Consider the following 20,587-nt stretch of genomic DNA (forward strand, 5'->3'; position numbering starts at 1 on the left):
TACTCGCCGATGCGTTGCTCATATAGCGGAAACCCGCATGGGCCGGTGCTTTCCAGCCCGCGACGCAAGCCGGAAGCCGGCGCCACTGGATAAACGCTATTAGTGTTCATCCCACTTCCTCAAAAAAGTCCCACAAATTAATTTGATAGCCTACACTTGCGCGCAAGTACGGGTTGCCGCCTGTCACAAACAGTCCGGCAGACGTACTGGCCAAGTGCATGAACGATGCAACCGGCGTGGTCGTCCACGGGACTGAGCGACACGTGTTGGGGAAGCGGGGGCACAGGGCGATTACGTTGTTTTTGGGACCGAAACTGGAGACTTACATGAACATCAAGATTCAAAAGCTGTTGCCGATCAGCGCTGCGGCGATGCTGTTCGCGACGTTGGCAACATCGGCTGCAGCCGACACGGTCGTCAAGATCGGTCACGTTGCACCGCTGACTGGCGGTATCGCTCACCTGGGGAAAGACAACGAAAACGGCGCACGCCTCGCGGTTGAAGAAATCAACGCGAAGGGCCTGACGATCGGCGGCCAGAAAGTCACGCTGCAACTCGACGCACAAGACGACGCAGCCGACCCGCGTACTGCTACGCAAGTCGCGCAGAAGCTGGTCGACGACAAGGTTGTGGCAGTGGTCGGCCACCTGAACTCGGGCACGTCGATTCCGGCTTCGAAGATCTATAGCGATGCAGGCATCGTGCAGATCTCGCCGTCGGCAACGAACCCGGCCTATACGCAACAAGGTTTCAAGACGACGTACCGCGTCGTTGCGACCGACGCGCAACAAGGTCCGGCACTGGCTAACTACGCAGCCAAGGGTCTGAAAGTGAAGAGCGTCGCGATCGTCGACGACTCGACCGCTTACGGCCAGGGTCTCGCGAACGAATTCGAAAAGACCGCAAAGTCGCTGGGCCTGAACGTGATGTCGCATGACGCGACGAACGACAAGGCTGTCGACTTCCGCGCGATTCTGACGAAGATCAAGGGCGAAAACCCGGACGCGATCATGTACGGCGGCATGGACGCCACCGGCGGCCCGTTCGCGAAGCAAGCCAAGCAGCTCGGCCTGCGCGCGAAGGTGCTGGCAGGCGACGGCGTGTGTACCGACAAGCTGTCGGACCTCGCTGGCGACGCAACCGACAACATCGTCTGCTCGGAAGCCGGCATGGCGCTCGAGAAGATGGAAGGCGGTTCGGCGTTCCAGGCGAAGTACCTGAAGCGTTTCGGTCAACCGATCCAGATCTACGCTCCGTTCACGTATGACGCTGTGTACATCATCGTCGACGCAATGAAGCGCGCTGGCTCGACCGATCCGTCGAAGATCCTCGCTGCAATGCCGAACACCGACTACAAGGGTGTGATCGGCCAGACGACCTTCGACTCGAAGGGCGATCTGAAGCACGGCGTGATCTCGCTGTACAACTACAAGTCGGGCAAGAAGACGCTGCTCGACGTGGTGAAGATGTAATACCGCATGGGTGCGGGCAGCTTGCGCTGTCCGTGATCGCATGATTGGAAAGGCACGCGTACCTTCGGTCGCGTGCCTTTTGTTTTGGGGTGGTGGTTGGTGGTTGGCGTCAGCCGTGTTCGTCGCGTTGCGTGCGTCGGGCGCGTTGCCCGCGTTGCTTGCGTTCTAAGAGGAGTAACGGCTATCGCAACCAACGCGACCCGCCCCCTCCGCGCCAATCGACGAAACAGGCGAGGGCAGCAGCGCCTGGCCGCTAAATCTTCAGCCGCTGCAGCACCTTCGGCCCCGCGATCGCAATCAGCGCACAGCACACCGCGACCACGGACAGTCCGATCGACAGATTCGTCACCTGCGCCACCGCGCCGATCAGGACCGGCCCAAACAGCATCCCAAAGTAAGCCAGCCCGGCGACGTGCGCGAGCCCTTCGGCAGCGTGGATGCCTTTCACGCTCGCGGCGGCCGCGAACAGCACCGGCATCATGTTGGCGAGACCAAGGCCCATCAGCGTGAAGCCGGTCAGCGCCGCGACCGGCGTCGGCACCAACAGCGCGCCGATCATGCCGGCGAGCGCCAGCGTCGCGCTGGCCATCACCAGTTGCGGAGCGCCAAAGCGCGCCCGCACCGCGTCGCCGGCAAAACGCGCGGCTGCCATGCCGCTCGAAAACGCGGCATACGCGGCGCTCGCGGCGGCCGGCGAAGAGAGGACGACATCGCGCATATAGACGGTCGCCCAGTCGTACATCGCGCCCTCGGCGATCAGCGCGACGAGCGCGACCGTGCCGAGCGCCCACAACGCGGGCGAGCGCCAGCGGTTCGCACGCGGCGTCGCCGAGTCGGGATGTTCGTCGTGCGGCACGTGCGGCAACACGGAAGGGCAGGCCGCGATCAGCACCAGCGCGCTGACGGCCGCGGCCAAGCCGAGATGCACGGCCGGCGCCATGCCGTGCGCGAGCAGCGCGCCGCCGACCGCCGCGCCGACCATCCCGCCGACGCTGAACATGCCGTGCAACGACGACATGATCGGCTTGCGCAGCGCCTTTTCGACGGCGCTCGCTTCGGCGTTCATCGCGACGTCGAGCGTGGCCATGCCCGCGCCGAACAGGGCCAGCACGACCAGCAGCATCCAGTAGAACGGCACCACGAGGATCAACGCGACGCAGACCGACATCACGAGCCCGCCGGTGAGGCAGGCGCGGCGCGTGCCGACGCGCGCAATCCACGACGCGTTCGCGGCCATCGCGCCGATCGAGCCGCCGGCAACCGCGAGAAGCGCGACCGACAGCAAGGCGGGACTCAGGTGGAAGCGGTCGCGCACGGTCGGCACATGCACGCCCCACGAGCCGTACACCATCCCGGCGATGAAAAACAGCGCCATCGTCGCGATGCGCGCTCGCTGACGCGCGGTGTCGGACAGGTTCCGGTGAGCGGCGGGGATGGCGGCGAAGTCGGTGGAGCGATCGGACACGGGAGTCTCGTGAGGAGGAAGATGCGGAAGAAAGCGCACTGAAAGCGAATTTCCGATTCTAACGAAGGGCGCTGTCTTATGCTTGAACCCACGGAATTGCGCTTTTGCTGGATTCGTCGCGCGTTGGCAGACGGTTCGCGGATGTGAGCGCCCAGCGACTCACGAATCCGCGAATCCGCGAATCCGCGAATCCGCGAATCCACGAGGTGCATGCAATATATATATAGGCGGGCAGCCGGCATTGCACGTCACGCCAATCCGCGCATCACGGACGGCAAGAATTCGCTCATCGACGAAAGGAACGCACTTGAACATTCCCGCACAAGCTCCATTGCACCTGTTGCATACCGCCGCGGTCGGCACGCTGGCGACGCACGCGCGCCAGCCCGAAGGCTTCCCTTATCCGTCGGTGCTGCCGTTTGCGCCTGATGAACAGCATCGGCCGACGATTCTGGTGAGCCGGCTCGCCGAGCACACGCATAACCTGCACGCCGATCCGCGTGCCGGCTTCCTCGTCGTCGATGCGCCGGACGGCGACGTGCTCAACGGTCAGCGCGTCACGTTGCTCGGCACCTTCGAACCGGTCGACCCGGCACCGGAACTCGTCGCGCGGTATCTGCGCTATCACCCAGACGCGGAGCGCTATCTTGTCCTCGGCGACTTCACGTTCTGGACGATGAAGCTCGACCGCCTGCGTTATATCGGCGGATTCGGCGCGATGGGCTGGCTCGGCGGCGATGAACTCGACCCGCTGCCGGTGCTTGAGCACGACGAGGAAGACGCGCTGATCGGCGAATTTGCCGACGCAGTGTCCGACGCCTGCGGCTACCGGCTAATCGGCGTCGACAGATATGGCGTCGATTTGCGGCAAAACGGTCTGCGCAAACGTTTCGCATTCGAAAGCGCGAAGCTGGACATGGAAACATTGCGTGCGGCGCTAGAAGATTGCATTCGACGGCGGGCCAATTAGGCGTTTATTGCCTATTCGGGAAAACCTTATCGCCGAAAACGGTGGGCCCAAAGTGCTTCAAATATGTGCCGACATTTCATGTCGAAGCTCTCATGCAATGAAATGTTTGCTTGCGGAAACTGTCTTAATTTTCATGCGCTGATAATTAATCCCATATTTACCGATTCGCGCGACGCTTCGTCTGCAAAAAACGCGGAGTGGCTAAATGAAAGCTGACGCGTGACAGCGCCTCGCCGCGAAAGTTTTTGAAACGGACAAGTATTAGTTTTACGCGGACGCGTTTGTAGTCTTTCTATTTTGTGTTAATCTCGCGTTCAAATTCCGAGGCATGAACACCTTCAAAGGGCAAGCCGGCTTAAGACTGGCAGTCGTTAATCCAAACCACAAGGGAACCTATGTCTTCCTACAAGGAACTACTCGCGCAGCGAGAGAAGCTGGAAAAGCAGATCGAAGAGGCGAAGTCGCGCGAATACGCGGAAGTGCTGAACGAAATCAAACAGAAAATGGCCGACTACGGCATTTCGCTGAGCGAACTCGGCGGCGGGCGCGCGCCCAAGGGTGCAAAAGCCGCTCGTCCGCGTGCCGGCGTTGCGCCTAAATATCGTGACCCGGAAAGCGGCAGCACGTGGTCGGGCCGCGGCAAACCGCCGCGCTGGATTGCGGGCATGGATCGCGACAAGTTTCTCATTCAGAAGTAATCAGGCGCCAGGCTTACTGAGTGCTTGCCCGGAATTAATCAGGTGTAATGCCTCTCGCATGTGTAGCATTAACGTAATACGAATGAGGCTCGCGTCGCGAGTGCGCTGGACTCATTCACTAAGGCCGCGCAGTTTCCAGGCGCGGCTTTTTTGTCGTCCGTTCAAATCGTGTGTGTGCCACGCGCACTGCCGCTTCGCGCAATTCGAATGCGAATGCTTTTCGTTTTCATAAGCGATTGATTCTAAAAGATGTTTGTTGGCGTGGGCGCTCATTCTTAAGACCGGACGGGTAGAATGGAGAGGTTGAACACCCACCGCTTCCATGATGCCTTCCGCCGCCATTGAGTCCGCTGAAAAACACCGCGTCGCGCGCAAAAGTACGTTTGTCAGTATTGCGCTGAATACGGTATTGATGGCGCTGCAAATCGCCGTCGGTGTGTTCGCGCACTCGCAGGCATTGGTGGCTGACGGCATCCACTCTCTCGCCGATCTCATTTCCGATTTTGTCGTGCTGTTTGCCAATCGGCACAGCGGCGCAAAGCCGGATGCCGATCACAATTACGGCCATAGCCGTTACGAAACGGTCGCATCGCTCTTTCTCGGCGCGCTGCTGATTGCGGTCGGCTTCGGCATGTTATGGCGTGCCGGTACGCGTCTCGCCGATCTCGAGAGCATCCCCGCCGTTCATCTGAGCGCGCTTATCGTGGCCGTGCTCGTCCTCGTCTCCAAAGAGGGACTGTTTCGCTACATGCTGCGGGAAGCTCAGCGCGTGCGTTCGGCCATGCTGATCGCGAATGCGTGGCATGCGCGCTCGGACGCGGCGTCGTCGCTGGTGGTTGCGCTCGGTATTCTCGGCAGCCTTGCGGGCGTGCGGCTGCTCGATCCGATCGCGGCGGCGATCGTCGGTTTCATGGTGGCGCGCATGGGCTGGATGTTCGGATGGGACGCGCTGCAGGATCTGTCCGACCGCGCGCTCGACGATGCCGCCACCGCCGACATGCGCGCGCTGCTGCTGTCCACGCCAGGCGTGCGCGACGTCCACGAATTACGCACGCGGAAAATGGGAGATTTCGCGCTTGTCGACGCGCATATTCTGGTCGATCCGCTCATCTCGGTTTCCGAGGGGCACTACATCGCGGAGACTGCGCGCCTGCGCGTGCTGAACGACAGCCGCGTGCTGGACGCGCTGATTCACGTCGATCCCGAGAACGATGCCGTCGCGCATCCGCCCGTCGGTTTGCCGCCGCGCGAGCGGATCGTCGCGGACGTCAACGCGGCATTGGCCGCCGGCGGCGTGAAGGCGGCCGCGGTCAACATTCATTATCTGAGCACGGGGCTCGACGTCGAAGTCGTGCTGCCGGCGCTGCCTTCGCATGGGTCCGGCAAGGGCGACGCAGAGGGGCTCGAGCGCGTGGATCTCGCCGCGCTCAAGCGCCGGCTCGGTGCGCGCAAGCTGGAGGTGTTACGCGAGGTGAGCACGCCGTCGACGCAAAGCGGTTCGTCCACGCAGGCGGGCGCTACGGGCCATGGTCGTCGCCGTACCACAGTGCCGCATGGCACTAACTGAGGCTTGAGAGCAACGCAACGCGCGGCGGGCCGCGTCGCCATGCCGAACGGCGCTCTTGATGGATTGCGGCGGCTCGCCGGCGCATCATCGGCGGATTGCGGACCATCAGGCGCATCACACGTGCACCTCTGGCACACCGACGCGCATCAAACCCCATCGAAGCGAAGCGCATCAAAGCGCATCCCCTCAAAGCGGCAACTGCGTATCGAACTTGATCTCGCGCAGCACGACGCTCGTGCGCACTTGCGCCACCGCGGGAATCTTGAAGATGCGTTCGTGCAGAAACGTGTCGTACGCCTTGATGTCCGGCGCGACGATCTTGAGGATGTAATCGGATTCGCCGGTCGTGCTGTAGCACTCGGTGACTTCCGGGCAGGTGGCGATCTCCCGCTCGAACTGTTCGACGCCGCCTTCGGTGTGACGCGTGAGGTGAATGTGCGCGAGCGCGCACACGTGCAGCCCCAGTTTTTCGCGATCCAGCAGCGCGGTGTAGCGCTGGATCACGCCCGACTGCTCCATGTCCTTGATGCGCCGCCAGCATGGCGTGCTCGACAGGCCGACCTGATCGGATATTTCCTGCACCGAACGGCGTGCATCTAACTGCAAAAGGCGCAGAATTTTTTGAGAGAACGTATCGAGTGTCAACTGCGCCTCCGTTTGCGTCGCCGTATCACCGCATGGTAGAGGGCGCGAAAACGAAACGCAATGCAAAACGCCTCCCGCGAGGGAGATTACCTAATTTGCCGGTTCCTCAGCGGGATTTTGTCCTGAGGCGTCCCCTTCTTGCGCCGACGCAAGGCTGGCGGCCTGCATCGTGCGCAGATCCTTCAGCATGTTGCAGAAAAGTGCGCCCTGTTCGATGGCGTCATCGAGCGCGACGTGCGTGTGCGGATGCTCGTCGAACCAGTGTTTCGGAAAGCGCGGTTTGATGTTCTTGCGATACGGCAGGCCGGTCATCGCGAAGGCGAGCGTCTTGATGTCGAGCGCCGACCACGAAAACGGGCAGCGGCCGACAAAGCGCATCATGTACCAGAACATGTACGTAAAGTCGAAGCCGGCGGGCATGGCGACGAACACCGGCTTGCCGGGCAGCGCCTCGACCCAGTCGACGTAGGCCGCGAGCGCCGCGTCCGGACGCTGCAAGTCGGTACGGCAGGCCGCCCACGCCTCGGGCTGCGTCTTCCACCACGCTTCCTGCACCGGATGGGGCGCCGCGCCGTCGAGCAATTCCAGATTGGCGGAGAACGTGGCGATCAGCTGCTTGTCCTCCGTGTAGGCGGCCGAGGCGAAACTCAGCATCGAATGCGGGCCGGGAATCGGGCCGTCCGCTTCGACGTCGGTACTGACATAGATTTCGCTGCTCATGCGGCGACTCCGTCGGCGACATAGGGATTGCTGCGACGCTCCGCGCCGAACGTCGACGTGGGACCGTGGCCCGGCACGAACGTGACGTCGTCGCCGAGCGGCCAGAGTTTTTCGCGGATCGAGCGGATCAGATCGGCGTGGTTGCCGCGCGGAAAATCCGTGCGGCCGATGGAGCCCGCGAAGAGCACGTCGCCGACCAGCGCGAGCCGATGCGCGCGGCTGAAGAACACGACGTGGCCCGGCGTGTGGCCGGGGCAGTGATAGACCTCGAGCGTTTCATCGCCGAACTGCACGGTGTCGCCGTCGTCGAGCCAACGGTCGGGCTCGAACGCCTGCGCAGCCGGAAAGCCGAAGCGCGTGCTTTGATCCGGCAGCTTGTCGAGCCAGAAACGTTCGTCCGGATGCGGGCCTTCGATCGGCACGCCGTAATGCGTGGCCAGCGTCTTCGCGCCGGCGCAGTGGTCGATATGGCCATGCGTCAGCAGCACTTTTTCGACGCTCACCTTCTGCCGCGCGATCTCGCCTTGAATGATGTCGAGATCGCCGCCCGGATCGACGACGGCCGCGCGTCCGGTCGCCTCGCAAACGAGCAGCGAGCTGTTTTGCTGGAACGGCGTAACGGGGATCAAGGTGACTTTCATGGATGACGGCGCCGCAGTGAAAACGTTGATTGTACCGGCGTCTTTCCGGCGCGCGCCGAGGCTTGTCGCCTCCCCGCAAACGCCGCGCCTGCGGCTTTTGTCTGTCGATTCTTGCAGCAATGGTGAAGATTCATCAAGGTTTTCAGTCGCTTAGCAACGCAGACTTCTGTTTTGGGTATAATGGACCCCATGCACGAGGAATCGTGCTGCCACAAGGCGATGCGTCCCCATCAAAAATGGGCGCGCGGATCGCCACTCAAGTAAGGGCCGTCGCGGTATGACGGCCATCAGGTATCGATGCATTCGATGCACACGTCTTGCCCAGCCAGGCGCCGCGCGCCTGCTACGACTTTAACGGTCGTGACGCTGGGTGGGGCCTACGCCGCCGTTCCTGCGCGCTGAACTTTCGCGCGCAAGAACGTGTTTGCCACGTTCGATGGCGGCATGTGGGGTCTGGTCAGGCTGCCGGGGACAGGTTGCGCCAGACGTGAAAATTAACCGTGCGGTAGCGGCTCAGTGAGCTGCATCCGGGCTTCGACGTACTGCGCTCGTCTGCGCGGCGCGTTGTCGTCCTTTGCCGCCGGAGTCGCAGGCAACACGCTCAACTTCGCGTGATGCGGCTCGACAATGTGATTGCACGTCTTATGAAAACTCGGTTATCCCGTAGTCTGGGGACTCTTTTCGCCTTTTTTGTGCTGGCCGGTTGCGCCACGCCGCCGGGGGCCGACAACAGCGTTGCAAACGCTGTGCCGCTCCGCACAAAAAACGCGCAAGCAGCGTCCTTCGGACCGCAAGCCTACGGCAGCGCGCCGGCCTCGGACGTCGCCGTCCAGGGCTCGTCGCTGGCCGACGCCAAACCGCTCACCGATGACGGCACCGACGTGTCGGACTTTCATCAGATCGGCCGCGCCTCCTGGTATGGCCGCGGTTTCCATGGCCGCCGCACCGCGAATGGCGAACGTTACGACATGCACGCGCTGACTGCCGCGCATCGCACGCTGCCCCTCGGCTCATATGTGCGCGTGACGAATCCCGCCACGTCGCGCTCGGTCGTCGTGCGAATCAACGACCGCGGTCCGTATGCGCGCGGCCGGGTGATCGATCTGTCGATGGCGGCGGCGAACGTGCTCGATATGCGCCACGCCGGCACGGCGCGCGTGAAGATCGAAGGTTTGACGCAGGAAGAAGCGCGCGCCGCACGCGACGAAACGCTGGCGTCCAACTCGGGATCGACTGCGCAGAAATGATTTTGCGGCGGCGCTTTGGGCGCTGCCTCGCATGACGAACAGCCACGCTGCTGCGTGTAAATGCAAGAAGGGCCGCTCATCGGTATGAGCGGCCCTTTTGTTTTGCGTGACGTATCCCGCTGTGCTTGCGGCGCGGCCGCTTCGCGCGTCAGTCCTCTTCTTTCTTGAGCTCGAGCGCGCGCGTGTACAACGCGTTGCGCGACGCGCCGGTGATCGCCGCCGCTATTTTGGCCGCGCTGCTCACCGTCAATTCTTCGAGCAGCGTTTCGAGCAACGCATCATGATCGTGTTCGCCGGCCGCTTCCTGCTGCGCGCCTTCCACTACCAGTACGAATTCTCCGCGTTGCCGGTTTGGATCGGCGGCGAGCCACGTTGGCCCTTCGGCCAGGGTGCCGCAATGCAGCGCTTCGTGTAACTTCGTCAGTTCTCGCGCGATCAGCAGCTTGCGCTCGCCGCCCAACGTATCGGCCAGCGCCTGCACCGTTTCGACGATGCGATGCGGCGCTTCGTAGAAGACCAGCGCATGCGGATGATGGGCGAGCCCCTGAAGTGTGGCGGCGCGCGCTTTGGCTTTCGGCGGAAGAAAGCCGAGGAACGAGAACGTCGCGACCCAGTCGCCCGCCGCGCTCAGTGCGGTGGCAAGCGCGCTTGCGCCCGGCAGCGGAACGACCGCAAAGCCCGCTTCGCGCGCTGCATCGACGAGCTTTGCGCCTGGGTCCGAGATGCCGGGCGTGCCTGCGTCGGACACATACGCCACCCGCTCGCCCGCCTGCAAATGTTCGACGATGCGTTGCGCCGCGGCTCGCTCGTTGTGCTGATGGACGGCGATGAGCGGCTTCGAGATTCCATAGCGCGCGAGCAACTGACCCGTGTTGCGCGTGTCTTCCGCGGCGATGCGGTCGACGAGACCGAGTACGTGCAGCGCGCGCAGCGTGATGTCGGCGACGTTGCCGATCGGCGTGGCCACCACATACAGCGCGGCGGCAGGGTACTGCTGTCCTTGCGCGAGTTCGGAGAGAGAAGTCATGAGGCAGAAAACGCAGACGGACGGAATGAGGCCGTCATTGTGCCACGCAGGGGCACCAGGTCCTGGCGGCGTGCGTGCTCGGAGCGCGTCTCGCTCGAAGCAGGAGCAGGAGCAGGAGCAGGAGCAGGAGCAGGAGCAGGAGCAGGAGCGTAGGCCGCCAAAACCGCATGCGCCCATGCGCGACAACTTTTCCACGCAACCCGGGTCCAAGCTCGTCGGCGCCGCTTTCGAAGCACACGCGCAGGAGTTTCTGCAGCGCCAGCGTTTGCGGTTGGTCGCGCGCAATGTGTCGTGCCGCGGCGGCGAAATCGATCTGGTCATGCGCGAGCGCGATGGCGCACTGGTCTTCGTCGAAGTCCGGGCGCGCGCTCAACGCAAGTATGGCGGCGCCGCGGCGAGCATCGGGTGGCAGAAGCGGCAGCGGATCGTGCGCGCCGCGCAGCATTACCTCGCGACGCAGGTGTCGCAGCAAGGCGCCCAGCCCGCTTGCCGCTTCGACGTGATTGCCTTCGAAGCGGGGCGGCTCGTGTGGCTGCGCGATGCTTTCCGCGCCGACGAAGTCTGACGCAATGCGCGGACAACGCGTGTTAGTGCGATAAACTTGCGCTCGCGTGCGAGCTACGGGGCGGCGGACGACATGCGGCATAACAGTGCTCCGTACAGCGCATTTCGCGAGGTGTTCTTCGGATTCACGTATGTCGCGTCACGCGTTGCGTAACACGTTCACCGCAGCGGCACGGCAGGCTGCACGACTTCATTCATACGACTTCACAACATGGCTGCGCATTGCGGCCCACTCGCGGTAGAAGATAGAGACTCGATGTCAGTCGAACGCATTCAACAACACTTCCGCGATAGCGCGGCAGTCAAACTCGAAGCCCTGGAAACCTTGTCGATGCCGATCGCTGCAGCGATCGACACGATGTTCGCCGCGCTTGCCAACGGCAATCGCATTCTTTCTTGCGGCAATGGCGGCTCGGCCGCCGACGCGCAACACTTCGCCGCGGAACTGATTGGCCGCTTCGAGCGCGAGCGGCCCGGCTTGCCGGCCGTCGCGCTCAGCACCGATACGTCCGTGCTTACCGCGATCGCCAACGACTACTCGTTCGAGCAGATTTTCTCGAAGCAGGTATGGGCACTCGGACAGCCGGGCGATGTGTTGCTCGCGATCAGCACGTCCGGCAATTCCGCGAATGTGATCGCCGCGATCGAAGCTGCGCATGAGCGCGAAATGATCGTCGTCGCGCTGAGCGGAAAAGGCGGCGGACGCATGCAGGAAATACTGAGCGATACCGACATCCACGTGTGCGTGCCGTCGGATCGCACCGCGCGTATCCAGGAAGTGCATTTGCTGACCATCCATTGTCTGTGCGACGGCATCGATGCCATGTTGCTGGGCGAAGACTGAGAACGATCCGAAGGAGAGCTAGTTGATGAGCGTATTCCGCGTCAAGAAGACACTGGTGAGAACCGTGCTGGTGGTGGGTTTTGCGGCGGGGTTGTCCGCGACGTTGCAGGGTTGCTTTCTCGCCGTTGCGGGCGCGGCGGGCGGCGGCGCGTTGATGGCTACCGACCGGCGCACGCTCGGCGCGCAGACCGAAGACCGCGAGATTCAGGTGAAGGCGCTTTCGCAGACGAGCCAGAACCTGCCGGACTCGGCGCACGTCAACGTGACGGTGTTCAATCGCCGCGTGCTGCTGACCGGCGAAGTCGCGGGGGACGCGTCGAAGCAGCGCGCAGAGAGCATCGTGCGCGGACTGAACAACGTGAATACGATCGTCAACGAACTGGCGATCATGCCCGCGAGTTCGTTCTCGTCGCGCACGAACGACACGTATCTCGAGACGCGCGTGAAAACGGCGCTGATCGCCGAGAAGGATATTTCGGCGAACGATTTCAAGGTCGTGGCCGAGCGCGGTTCGGTGTATCTGATGGGCCTCGTCACGATGGATGAAGGCAATCGCGGCGCGGACGTCGCGAGCCGGGTGCCGGGCGTGACGCAGGTCGTGAAGGTGTTCCAGTACATCCAGCCGCAGGAAGCCGCTGCGGCGGCCGCTGCTGCGGCAACGGCTCCGGTCGCCGCGTCGCAGCCCGACGCGAGCGCGGCGACGGTGGGCGCGATTCCGGATTCGTCGGTGAGCGCGCGGCCGCTTGAACAGCAGGCGCCGGCGCCGGTCACGAATTCGAACGCGGTGCATCCGGGCAATCCGAAGGCGCCGCAGTGATGCGTGGGGTTGGCGGTGTTTTTATGGCGTTGATGGCGGGCTCGGTGGCGCTTGTGTTTGCATCTCAAGCGTTTGCCGCCGATGTACCCGCTGGTCAGCGTGTCGCGAATGCGAATGCGTGCATGGGCTGCCATGCGGTGGATCGCAAGCTGGTCGGCCCGTCGTTCCAGCAGATCGCCGCCCGGTACAAGGGCGATGCGCAGGCGGCCGGAAAATTGGCGCGCAAGGTGAAGGACGGCGGCTCGGGCGTGTGGGGCATGATTCCCATGCCGGCGCATCAGTCGATGAGCGATGCGGATGTCCGTACTGTAGTCGGTTGGGTGCTTGCGGGGGCGCCGTCGAAGTGAGGTTTTGTGGCCCGTTGCGGCTTGGCAAAACCGAAAAGGGCTGTGCTAGAATTGTTTCGATAGTGGGGGGGTAGCTCAGCTGGGAGAGCGTCGCGTTCGCAATGCGAAGGTCGGGAGTTCGATCCTCCTCCTCTCCACCAAGTTTTTCTTTAGAAACAACGCACTACGTCTTGCGATGTAGTGCGTTGTTTTGCATTCCGGCGCAGGTTTTTGCACACGGGGTGTGGCAAATTTGTGGCGCTGCGCAGTGATTCGAGATCGCGCAGCTCATTGGTAGAAAACACTTCGTGTCTCTACCGAGATTTCAGTGACCCCACGGGTCAACCTTGCATACATCAGCTAACCAACGCCGCTGTGTGCACAAATGTGACATGGCGCCAACAAGGGGCCAATGTCCATGCAAGCGCTACTCACGGTCGATCAGCTCGCTGAGCATCTACAGAAATCTGTCGCCAGCATCCGTAGCGATGCGACGCGTAATCCTCAGTCCCTTCCGCCGATCTGCCGCCTCCCCAACACGAAGCGCCTTCTTTGGCGCGCTGAAGATGTAGAGAGATGGATTGGTCTACACGTCGCCGCAGCCGACTCTCCGAACGCGACGGCACTGGCGTCACCTGAAAAGCGCCGGCGGGGTCGCCCAACTAAGGCCGAATCAGTAGCGAAGCGCGCGCAGAACGACGTCAGGTGGTGAGTCATGCCGCTCGATGATTTGAGGGGCAGCATTGTCCGCGCTTCCGTGCAGGGGCGAGGACCAAGTAGTGCGGGCGGCGAGTCGGCGCGGCACTCGGTGGATGCACTGGTCGCACGCGTCGCGGAATTGCAGAGGAAGCACCAAGAGCGGGTCGTCCGTGAAAAGCGCAACCAGCTGGTCATACATCGGAGGCCTGATCGATGAGGCCTACAGGGACAACGAAACTCGGGAAGCTGTCACTGGGTTTAGGCAACGCGTCAGGGGATGCCTCGTCTTTTGAAAGGACCAGTGAGGTACAGAATGCGAGGTGTGATACGCATTGGTGACAGTACAAGTCACGGCGGTAAGGTGGTTACTGGCAGCGAAACGTCGCTGGTTATGGGGAGGGGCGTGGCGCGCATAGGCGATAGATGCACCTGCCCGACCAGTGGCCATCGCGACTGCGTGATTGCAGAGGGGGATGAGAATGTGAAGATCAACGGCCGCGCCGTGGCATTTGACGGACACAAGACGTCTTGCGGAGCGACGCTGATTTCGAGTCTGTCGTCGTCGGGGAAGTCATAGTCGACAATTGGCGCCGCGAAGTTGAAGTCATAGAGAGAGGGTCTATCTATGGTTCATGTTCGCTCGTCATGCACGCTGACCATGTTCTCACCGCATGGCGTTGGAACTCGCGATTAGTGGCGACTGCGCGTCGTAGCAATCTGTTTCGATTTCAGATGGAAGCAAACCTTCGGTCGCGTCTAAAAGAGGTATTCGCCTTCCACCGGTAGCTTTCTTGTCCCGCGAAAAGACAATTTCGGCGCGGTCGCATTGATTGGTATCGGTGACCAATCTTCCCCAGGATCAACAGCGCGCCTCGCGCCCCGTTCAGTACAATGACGGGCATTAGAAGCTTCGACAGGAAGAGCGTTGATGGGCAGCCGGCTCGCCCCTTGGGGCGGCGTTTACCTTTCCACGTACTAACTTTGCAATATCGTCATCCGGTTGGTCGCGGTCTCATCGTCGTCGTCTTTATGTCAATAAGCGCTGCGACCGGCACGCGTCGCCCAGGAGGCGTCGTTCGCAGGCGCCGTTATCTAGGCCCCTCAGACCGGGCTCCGCTCAGTACGCTGCCGTTCAACGACTACTCAAAGAATTCTTCGTCGACCCTCTTCAGCTGGATTGTTTCCTCAACGCGACAGCCAACGTTGTACCTGATCATCAGCTTGGCTAGCTGGCGACCATCAATAAGGACGATACGCTTACTGAGGAAATCGGCCGTCTCTCTGGCAGAAGCCGAAAACGCCGAAGTGGTAACAAAAAGTCCCTTTGCCGCCTTGAAACGATCCAGTGATCCAAAGAAATCCCGGATCGCACCCGAGCTGACGTTATTGCCGTCGGAATAGCGCTTGGCCTGTACGTAAATGCGGTCCAAGCCCAAGGCGTCTTGATCGATAACGCCGTCAATCCCGCCGTCGCCGCTCTTGCCTAACGCACGGCCGGCGTCACTTGTGGACCCCCCATAACCCATGGCCAGCAGCAATTGGACTACGAGACGCTCGAAAAACTCCGGCGGCGCCGCAATGACACGGGCGAGCAGATCAAGACTGAGTTCGTCGTCCAACTCACCGTGAGCTTTTCGGATGATTTCGTCCGGCGTCATGCCGCTCGCCTGGACAGCTTCCACCGCCGGCGAGTTTTTTCCGGCGTTGTCGCTACCATTGCTGGCGTCCCGGAACAGTATGAACTCTGGGAATTGTTCCAGAAAGCGAATGTCGATTTTTCCCGGCGGATTGGCCAATACATCACGTCCCCGATCGCTTATCTGGAAGTGGGCGCGCCTGGTCAACTCAACCAGGCCCGCTTTGCCCAAATAGCTCTTGGCCCAATGCACACGGTTAGCGAAGGTCGTCTGCTTTCCGGATGGCAGTAGTTCTGAGCGCTCGTCCTCTGTCAGTTGGAATTTGCCCGCCAACAACTGGACGACATCAGAAATTTTCACCTCGCCCATTTCGGACGAACGTAGGACGGGAAGCATCAATGTCTGAAAATCAGGAATGGCCATTATCGCTAGTCAATTAGTAGAACGGTGCCGATGCTGGCTCTTTGCGGTGCTCCGGAAGATCATACCGCTTACCTCGACCGGTGACTTCCCCACCGAACGTCCGCTCCTGTCAGGGACGCCTCATTGACACTTTGCCATGGTGACGGTCCGTGCCGAGTGCCGTTGGTCGCAGCTTTGCGAGGTTCAAGCTGCCCGTAGTTGAGGTGCAAAGAGAAGGTTCCAACTGATTGGAAGAAATTGCTTGATGTCTCACCGCCGCACAAACCCCGGCAGCCTCAAACTGCCGGGGGTTTTTCTTCACCCGCCCTCGCAACCCATCCACCGAAGCATCCACTCAAAACTTATCCCACCCGTCATCGCCACCGACGGTAGCAACCGGCGACGCCAACTCCTTCGCCGGCACACGCACCGGTTCAGCCTTCGCCCCAACGCGGACCGCACTCACCGGCTTGACGTGAGCAACATTGGCTAGCTTACCCACCCCAGCCACCCCAGCCCCCGCGTCTTCCCTCAGCACGAGGTCAACACCCACCCCCACCCGAAAAAACCCCACAGTCTCACTCAACCGCTCCCCCTGTTCCTCCATCGACCGCGAAGCCGCCGCCGCCTGTTCCACCAGCGCCGCGTTTTGCTGCGTGACGTTGTCCATCTGCGTGATCGCGAGGTTAATCTGCTCGATGCCGCGGCTCTGTTCGCTCGAGGCCGCCGCAATCTCCGACATGATGTCCGTCACGCGCGCCACGGCATGCGTGACTTCGGTCATCGTCTTGCCCGCTTCGCCGGCAAGCGACGAGCCGTCGCGAATCCTTCCCACCGAATCGGCGATCAGATCCTTGATCTCCTTCGCCGCGCTCGACGAGCGCTGCGCAAGACTCCGCACCTCGCTTGCGACCACCGCGAACCCGCGTCCCTGTTCGCCCGCGCGTGCCGCTTCCACGGCTGCGTTCAGCGCAAGAATGTTGGTCTGAAACGCGATCCCTTCGATGATGCCCGTGATGTCGGCAATCTTCGTCGAGCTATCGCTGATGTCCTGCATCGTGCTCACCACCTGGCCGACCACGGCGCTGCCTTTCCGGGCGACAGACGAAGCATTCGCGGCGAGCGTGCTGCCTTGCTGCGCGTTATCGGCGTTCTGCTTCACCGTCGACGTGAGCTGCTCCATGCTCGACGCCGTCTCCTGCAACGACGCCGCCTGCTGTTCCGTACGCTGGCTCAGATCCATGTTGCCCGCCGCGATCTCGCGAGCCGCGCCCGCGATGCTCGTGCTGGCGTCGCGCACGCGTCCGACGACCGTCGTCAGACGCTCGTTCATCTCGCGCAGCGCGCCGAGAAGTTTGCTGGCCTCATCCTTGCCGTCGACGCGAATGCGCGTACGCAAATCGCCTTGCGACACGGTCCGCGCGACGTCGATCGCAACGCTCAACGGCCCGCTCACGGCACGCGTGATCGCGAGGCACGCGCCGACTGCAAGCGCAACGGCCAGCAGCGAAATGACGATCAGCATATTGCGCTGGTTCTCGTAATGCGCCGCGTAGTCGGCGATCATCGTCTCCTGCCGCGCATGCGCGTGCCCGGCATACGCGTCGGTCGCGCGAATCAGCGCCGCGAGGAGCGGCCGGCACTGATCGTCCATTTTGACAATCGCCTCGTCGCGCTTGTTGGCGAGCGCGAGGCCGACAATGTCGGTCGCGACCGGGCCATACGCGGTCTCCACGCGATTGATTTCGGCCACGAGGCTGCGCGCCTTGTCGTCGGCGCCGGCGTCCCTGACCATCTCGTTCAGCTTCTTGAGATTCGCCGCCACGTCTTCGTGTGCACGCGTGACCTGCGCTTTTTCGATCTCGAGATCCTCGGGCTTGACGACGAGCACGAGATTGCGCGCCGCGATCGCGCGGCGATCAACCGCGGTTCGCACCTGAACCGCCATGTCGGCGCGCGCGTTGATGCCGCGCACGAAACTGGAAAAGCCATCGGTGGAATCGGCGAGCGACTTGAGCGAAAGTCCCGCGACCGCAACGACGATCAGGGACAGCATGCCGAAGCCGGCTATCAGCTTCGCTTTAATGGTGAACTGGTTCAGAGCGGCCATGTATCTGTATTTCTCCAGGGACGAAACGAGCGCTTCGTAATGGACTCTCAGGTCCGGGAATGGGAGCGTCTATGCGGCCGCCGGACAGTCGACGACCTCGCGCGGTGTTGCCGCTTCGTGCGAGCACAAAAAGCGGCATCCCATTTATTGGTTATCGGAGCTTCGCAGATGGACTTGAGAGAAGCCGGGTAATCCACGACCCGTTAACGTCCGCCGCCGTCTAGACTTCCACCCAACTCTCACCGCCAACCAAAGACAACCAAAAGACAACCGTAAGCCCCGCGCAAGCCGTCAAACCCCCGTCTTTTCCACGATTTGGGCCGCGGTTCCCTCTGTTACGCTACCGGCTTGCCATACGTGCCCACGGGCGCGTCCTTTCCCCACCGCGCGCCAAGGCCGCGCATGTCCGAACCGAACAACATGGTCACGCGTCGTCCCAACCTCATCATCGCGATCAGTGGCGTGCTGGCGAGCGCAATCCTCGCGCTCGCTGTGTGGGTGCTCGCGCAGATGCACGACGACGCGTTGCGGCGCGCGCAGGACTCGGTCTTCAACGTTTCGCTGCTGGTTGAGCGCGACGTCTCGCGCAACCTGGAAATTTACGATTTGTCGATCCGAACGGTGATCGACGGGCTCAAGCAGTCGCGCGTGATGCAACTCGATCCGGCGCTGCGTCAGATGGTGCTGTTCGACGGCTCGGCGTCGGCGAAAGACATGGGCTCGATTCTCGTCATCGATGAAACGGGCTATATCGCGATCGATTCGCAGTCGCTGCCGCCGCGCCACGTTTATCTCGGCGACCGCGACTACTTCAAGGTGCATCGCGATTCGCCTAGCGTCGGTTTGTACGTGAGCCGTCCGTTCATGCCGCGCACGACGGGCGCGGACATGAGCATTGGCCTCAGCCGGCGCATCACGCGGCTGGATGGCAGCTTCGGCGGCGTAGTCGTGGGCACGATGCGCCTGAAGTATTTCCGCAGCCTGTTCGACGGGATGAACCTCGGCGCCGGCGGATCGATGGCGCTGATGCTGAGCGACGGCACGATGTTGATGAGGCGTCCGTACGATCCGAAGACGATCGGCATCAATCTGATGGGCACAGCCAATTATTCGCGCTTCGTCCAGCAGCCGAGCGGCGACTTCTTCGGAACGGCGGCGATCGACGGCGTCGAGCGCTGGTACGCGTTTCGCCACATCGACATGTATCCGCTGATTCTCGACGTCGCGCTGTCCACGCGCGATATCTACGTCGGCTGGCGGCGGCGCGCATGGATCATCGGCTCGCTGATCGGCGCGCTCGATCTCACGATGATCGCGCTCGCCGTGCTGTTCGCGCAGCAGATACGGCGGCGCCTCATCGCCGAGGAAGAACTGCGCACGCTCGCGAGCACGGACGGTCTCACGGGCGTCGACAACCGCCGCACCTTCGAGCAGTCCGCGGAGAACGAATGGCGCCGTGTACACCGCAACGGCGGATCGCTTTCGATGCTGCTGATCGACGTCGACAGTTTCAAGGGATTCAACGACCTGTACGGCCACTCGGCCGGCGACGATGCGCTGATCACGGTGGCTCGCTGCATCACGCAGAACGTGCAGCGTCCGGGCGACACGGCGGCGCGCTACGGCGGCGAAGAGTTCGCGGTTCTTTTGCCGGACACCGACCAGGCCGGCGCAATGTCCATTGGCGAGAAAATCCGCGCGGCCGTGGAGGCGGTTGGGCTCGGTCACGTGGCCAGCTCCCACCATGTGCTGACCGTGAGCATCGGCGTCGCGACGATGCAGGGCGAGGCGTTCACGTCGAGCCGCGCGCTCGTCGACGCCGCCGATCAGGCGTTGTATGCCGCGAAGGATGCGGGCCGCAATCGCGTGTCTTCGTACGGGCCGGGTGTGCCGGCGGCGGAAGGCAGCGCGACAACTGTCGTTGGTCGATAGCGCTGCCTCACAATAATACCCGGATAATATGTTGCGCTTTTATTTAACCCGGATATAATTCGACAACTTCCCGAACCGGAGATTGTCGTGACCACGTATTCCCGCACCTGTACGGCCTTTGAGGGCCATCGCCTTATCGCTTCCGGCGAATTGCCGCGGGTCGCGCTCGCCGTCAAAGAGGTCCTCGCGCGGGGCGAACAGGCGCCCGTCCTCGTTTTCGACGACGTCAGCGCGGCTCCCGTCGAATTCGATTTGCGCGGCAGTGCGGAGGACATCGTCGCGCGCTTGAATCAGGCCGACCGCGCCGCATATCCCACCACCGACGCAACCACCGCCGCCGCCGCCGACACCAGCACGCCACGCGGTCGCGGACGGCCGAGGCTTGGCGTCGTCGCGCGCGAGGTCACCTTGTTGCCGCGTCATTGGGATTGGCTGAATGCGCAGCCGGGCGGCGCGTCGGTCGCGCTACGCAAGCTGGTAGAGACGGCGCGCGCAACCGGCGAGCATGTCGACCGCAGACGCGCAGCGCAGGAAGCGGTGTATCGCTTCATGACGGCGCTGGCGGGCAACCTGCCCGATTACGAAGATGCGACTCGTGCGCTCTATGCCGGCGACCGGCCGCGCTTCGAAGAAAAAATCGCGCAATGGCCGGACGATGTCCGCAGGTACACGCTGCGGCTCGCTGAGAATGCGTTCGAACCGCACGCCTGAACCGAAGCAAGGCGAAAAAAAACCGCTCACACCCGGAGAGCGTGAGCGGAAAGTCGGAGAGTTACAACAACATCGCATGCGTTAATTGGGGTC

Annotated in this window: 19 protein-coding genes and 1 tRNA gene; 13 read left to right on the forward strand and 7 right to left on the reverse strand. The window is 62.3% G+C overall.

Going from position 1 to position 20,587, the window contains the following annotated elements:
* The first annotated feature begins 326 nt into the window (after window positions 1-326).
* The gene (locus CUJ91_RS00975; RefSeq protein ID WP_006050479.1) at window positions 327-1,472 is read left to right on the forward strand and encodes a branched-chain amino acid ABC transporter substrate-binding protein; all 1,146 of its coding nucleotides are present in this window, start codon (window positions 327-329) and stop codon (window positions 1,470-1,472) included.
* A gap of 253 nt (window positions 1,473-1,725) precedes the next feature.
* On the opposite strand, the gene CUJ91_RS00980 is transcribed toward CUJ91_RS00975, so the two are convergent.
* Entirely contained in the window at window positions 1,726-2,937 is a 1,212-nt protein-coding gene (locus CUJ91_RS00980) for an MFS transporter (protein ID WP_114155704.1), read from the reverse strand.
* A 307-nt stretch (window positions 2,938-3,244) separates the two neighbouring features.
* On the opposite strand from CUJ91_RS00980, the gene CUJ91_RS00985 reads away from it, so the two are divergent.
* The 3 genes from CUJ91_RS00985 to CUJ91_RS00995 all read left to right on the forward strand — a co-directional run bounded on the left by CUJ91_RS00985 (window position 3,245) and on the right by CUJ91_RS00995 (window position 6,172).
* Window positions 3,245-3,907: a HugZ family pyridoxamine 5'-phosphate oxidase gene (locus CUJ91_RS00985; protein ID WP_006050477.1), complete on the forward strand. Its 663-nt coding sequence runs from the start codon at window positions 3,245-3,247 to the stop codon at window positions 3,905-3,907.
* Window positions 3,908-4,302: 395 nt separating this feature from the next.
* Window positions 4,303-4,605 (forward strand): H-NS histone family protein, encoded by a 303-nt coding sequence (locus tag CUJ91_RS00990; protein WP_006050476.1) that lies wholly within the window; start codon window positions 4,303-4,305, stop codon window positions 4,603-4,605.
* Between the two features lie 325 nt (window positions 4,606-4,930).
* Entirely contained in the window at window positions 4,931-6,172 is a 1,242-nt protein-coding gene (locus tag CUJ91_RS00995; protein ID WP_044021448.1) for a cation diffusion facilitator family transporter, read from the forward strand.
* Between the two features lie 186 nt (window positions 6,173-6,358).
* Here CUJ91_RS00995 and CUJ91_RS01000 read toward each other — a convergent pair whose 3' ends face one another.
* The 3 genes from CUJ91_RS01000 to CUJ91_RS01010 form a co-directional block, all read right to left on the reverse strand.
* Entirely contained in the window at window positions 6,359-6,817 is a 459-nt protein-coding gene (locus tag CUJ91_RS01000) for an Lrp/AsnC family transcriptional regulator (RefSeq protein WP_006050474.1), read from the reverse strand.
* A 90-nt stretch (window positions 6,818-6,907) separates the two neighbouring features.
* Window positions 6,908-7,537 (reverse strand): 3'-5' exonuclease family protein, encoded by a 630-nt coding sequence (locus CUJ91_RS01005; protein ID WP_006050473.1) that lies wholly within the window; start codon window positions 7,535-7,537, stop codon window positions 6,908-6,910.
* A complete protein-coding gene (locus CUJ91_RS01010; RefSeq protein WP_006050472.1) occupies window positions 7,534-8,178 on the reverse strand; it encodes an MBL fold metallo-hydrolase in 645 nt (214 codons plus the stop codon). The genes CUJ91_RS01005 and CUJ91_RS01010 overlap by 4 nt, the downstream gene beginning before the upstream one ends.
* A 644-nt stretch (window positions 8,179-8,822) precedes the next feature.
* Between CUJ91_RS01010 and CUJ91_RS01015 the strand changes: the two genes are divergently transcribed.
* The gene (locus CUJ91_RS01015; RefSeq protein ID WP_374710149.1) at window positions 8,823-9,425 is read left to right on the forward strand and encodes a septal ring lytic transglycosylase RlpA family protein; all 603 of its coding nucleotides are present in this window, start codon (window positions 8,823-8,825) and stop codon (window positions 9,423-9,425) included.
* Window positions 9,426-9,573: 148 nt separating this feature from the next.
* On the opposite strand, the gene rsmI is transcribed toward CUJ91_RS01015, so the two are convergent.
* Window positions 9,574-10,452, reverse strand: coding sequence for a 16S rRNA (cytidine(1402)-2'-O)-methyltransferase (gene rsmI, locus CUJ91_RS01020; RefSeq protein WP_006050470.1), 879 nt, complete (start codon window positions 10,450-10,452; stop codon window positions 9,574-9,576).
* Between the two features lie 37 nt (window positions 10,453-10,489).
* Here rsmI and CUJ91_RS01025 point away from each other — a divergent pair, with 37 nt between their 5' ends.
* The 6 genes from CUJ91_RS01025 (at window position 10,490) to CUJ91_RS01055 (ending at window position 14,279) form a co-directional block, all read left to right on the forward strand.
* Window positions 10,490-11,017: a YraN family protein gene (locus CUJ91_RS01025; protein WP_114155705.1), complete on the forward strand. Its 528-nt coding sequence runs from the start codon at window positions 10,490-10,492 to the stop codon at window positions 11,015-11,017.
* A 255-nt stretch (window positions 11,018-11,272) separates the two neighbouring features.
* Window positions 11,273-11,860 (forward strand): phosphoheptose isomerase, encoded by a 588-nt coding sequence (locus CUJ91_RS01030; RefSeq protein ID WP_006050468.1) that lies wholly within the window; start codon window positions 11,273-11,275, stop codon window positions 11,858-11,860.
* Window positions 11,861-11,885: 25 nt separating this feature from the next.
* Window positions 11,886-12,677 (forward strand): BON domain-containing protein, encoded by a 792-nt coding sequence (locus CUJ91_RS01035; protein WP_006050467.1) that lies wholly within the window; start codon window positions 11,886-11,888, stop codon window positions 12,675-12,677.
* Window positions 12,677-13,024: a c-type cytochrome gene (locus tag CUJ91_RS01040; RefSeq protein WP_006050466.1), complete on the forward strand. Its 348-nt coding sequence runs from the start codon at window positions 12,677-12,679 to the stop codon at window positions 13,022-13,024. Before CUJ91_RS01035 ends, CUJ91_RS01040 begins: the two co-directional genes overlap by 1 nt.
* A 64-nt stretch (window positions 13,025-13,088) precedes the next feature.
* Window positions 13,089-13,164 (forward strand) — tRNA-Ala (locus CUJ91_RS01045).
* An 851-nt stretch (window positions 13,165-14,015) separates the two neighbouring features.
* On the forward strand, window positions 14,016-14,279 hold the full coding sequence (locus CUJ91_RS01055; RefSeq protein WP_114155707.1) for a PAAR domain-containing protein: 264 nt from the start codon (window positions 14,016-14,018) through the stop codon (window positions 14,277-14,279).
* A gap of 562 nt (window positions 14,280-14,841) precedes the next feature.
* Here the strand turns inward: CUJ91_RS01055 and CUJ91_RS01060 are convergent.
* Window positions 14,842-15,762 (reverse strand): restriction endonuclease, encoded by a 921-nt coding sequence (locus CUJ91_RS01060; RefSeq protein ID WP_114155708.1) that lies wholly within the window; start codon window positions 15,760-15,762, stop codon window positions 14,842-14,844.
* A gap of 334 nt (window positions 15,763-16,096) precedes the next feature.
* A complete protein-coding gene (locus tag CUJ91_RS01070) occupies window positions 16,097-17,851 on the reverse strand; it encodes a methyl-accepting chemotaxis protein (protein WP_114155709.1) in 1,755 nt (584 codons plus the stop codon).
* Window positions 17,852-18,253: 402 nt separating this feature from the next.
* Here CUJ91_RS01070 and CUJ91_RS01075 point away from each other — a divergent pair, with 402 nt between their 5' ends.
* Window positions 18,254-19,783: a sensor domain-containing diguanylate cyclase gene (locus CUJ91_RS01075; RefSeq protein ID WP_114155710.1), complete on the forward strand. Its 1,530-nt coding sequence runs from the start codon at window positions 18,254-18,256 to the stop codon at window positions 19,781-19,783.
* 87 nt (window positions 19,784-19,870) lie between these two features.
* On the forward strand, window positions 19,871-20,494 hold the full coding sequence (locus CUJ91_RS01080) for a DUF2239 family protein (protein WP_114155711.1): 624 nt from the start codon (window positions 19,871-19,873) through the stop codon (window positions 20,492-20,494).
* Window positions 20,495-20,587 lie beyond the last annotated feature (93 nt).

The organism is Paraburkholderia graminis (genome assembly GCF_003330785.1).
Lineage (GTDB): Bacteria > Pseudomonadota > Gammaproteobacteria > Burkholderiales > Burkholderiaceae > Paraburkholderia > Paraburkholderia graminis.

Coding starts and splice junctions, on each gene's coding strand:
- rsmI (WP_006050470.1), bottom strand. CDS start 10,452: ATGACTTCTCTCTCCGAACTCGCGCAAGGACAGCAGTACCCTGCCGCC.
- CUJ91_RS01015 (WP_374710149.1), top strand. CDS start 8,823: ATGAAAACTCGGTTATCCCGTAGTCTGGGGACTCTTTTCGCCTTTTTT.
- CUJ91_RS01070 (WP_114155709.1), bottom strand. CDS start 17,851: ATGGCCGCTCTGAACCAGTTCACCATTAAAGCGAAGCTGATAGCCGGC.
- CUJ91_RS01005 (WP_006050473.1), bottom strand. CDS start 7,537: ATGAGCAGCGAAATCTATGTCAGTACCGACGTCGAAGCGGACGGCCCG.
- CUJ91_RS01060 (WP_114155708.1), bottom strand. CDS start 15,762: ATGGCCATTCCTGATTTTCAGACATTGATGCTTCCCGTCCTACGTTCG.
- CUJ91_RS00975 (WP_006050479.1), top strand. CDS start 327: ATGAACATCAAGATTCAAAAGCTGTTGCCGATCAGCGCTGCGGCGATG.
- CUJ91_RS01030 (WP_006050468.1), top strand. CDS start 11,273: ATGTCAGTCGAACGCATTCAACAACACTTCCGCGATAGCGCGGCAGTC.
- CUJ91_RS01055 (WP_114155707.1), top strand. CDS start 14,016: ATGCGAGGTGTGATACGCATTGGTGACAGTACAAGTCACGGCGGTAAG.
- CUJ91_RS01040 (WP_006050466.1), top strand. CDS start 12,677: ATGCGTGGGGTTGGCGGTGTTTTTATGGCGTTGATGGCGGGCTCGGTG.
- CUJ91_RS01035 (WP_006050467.1), top strand. CDS start 11,886: ATGAGCGTATTCCGCGTCAAGAAGACACTGGTGAGAACCGTGCTGGTG.
- CUJ91_RS01075 (WP_114155710.1), top strand. CDS start 18,254: ATGTCCGAACCGAACAACATGGTCACGCGTCGTCCCAACCTCATCATC.
- CUJ91_RS00995 (WP_044021448.1), top strand. CDS start 4,931: ATGCCTTCCGCCGCCATTGAGTCCGCTGAAAAACACCGCGTCGCGCGC.
- CUJ91_RS00990 (WP_006050476.1), top strand. CDS start 4,303: ATGTCTTCCTACAAGGAACTACTCGCGCAGCGAGAGAAGCTGGAAAAG.
- CUJ91_RS01010 (WP_006050472.1), bottom strand. CDS start 8,178: ATGAAAGTCACCTTGATCCCCGTTACGCCGTTCCAGCAAAACAGCTCG.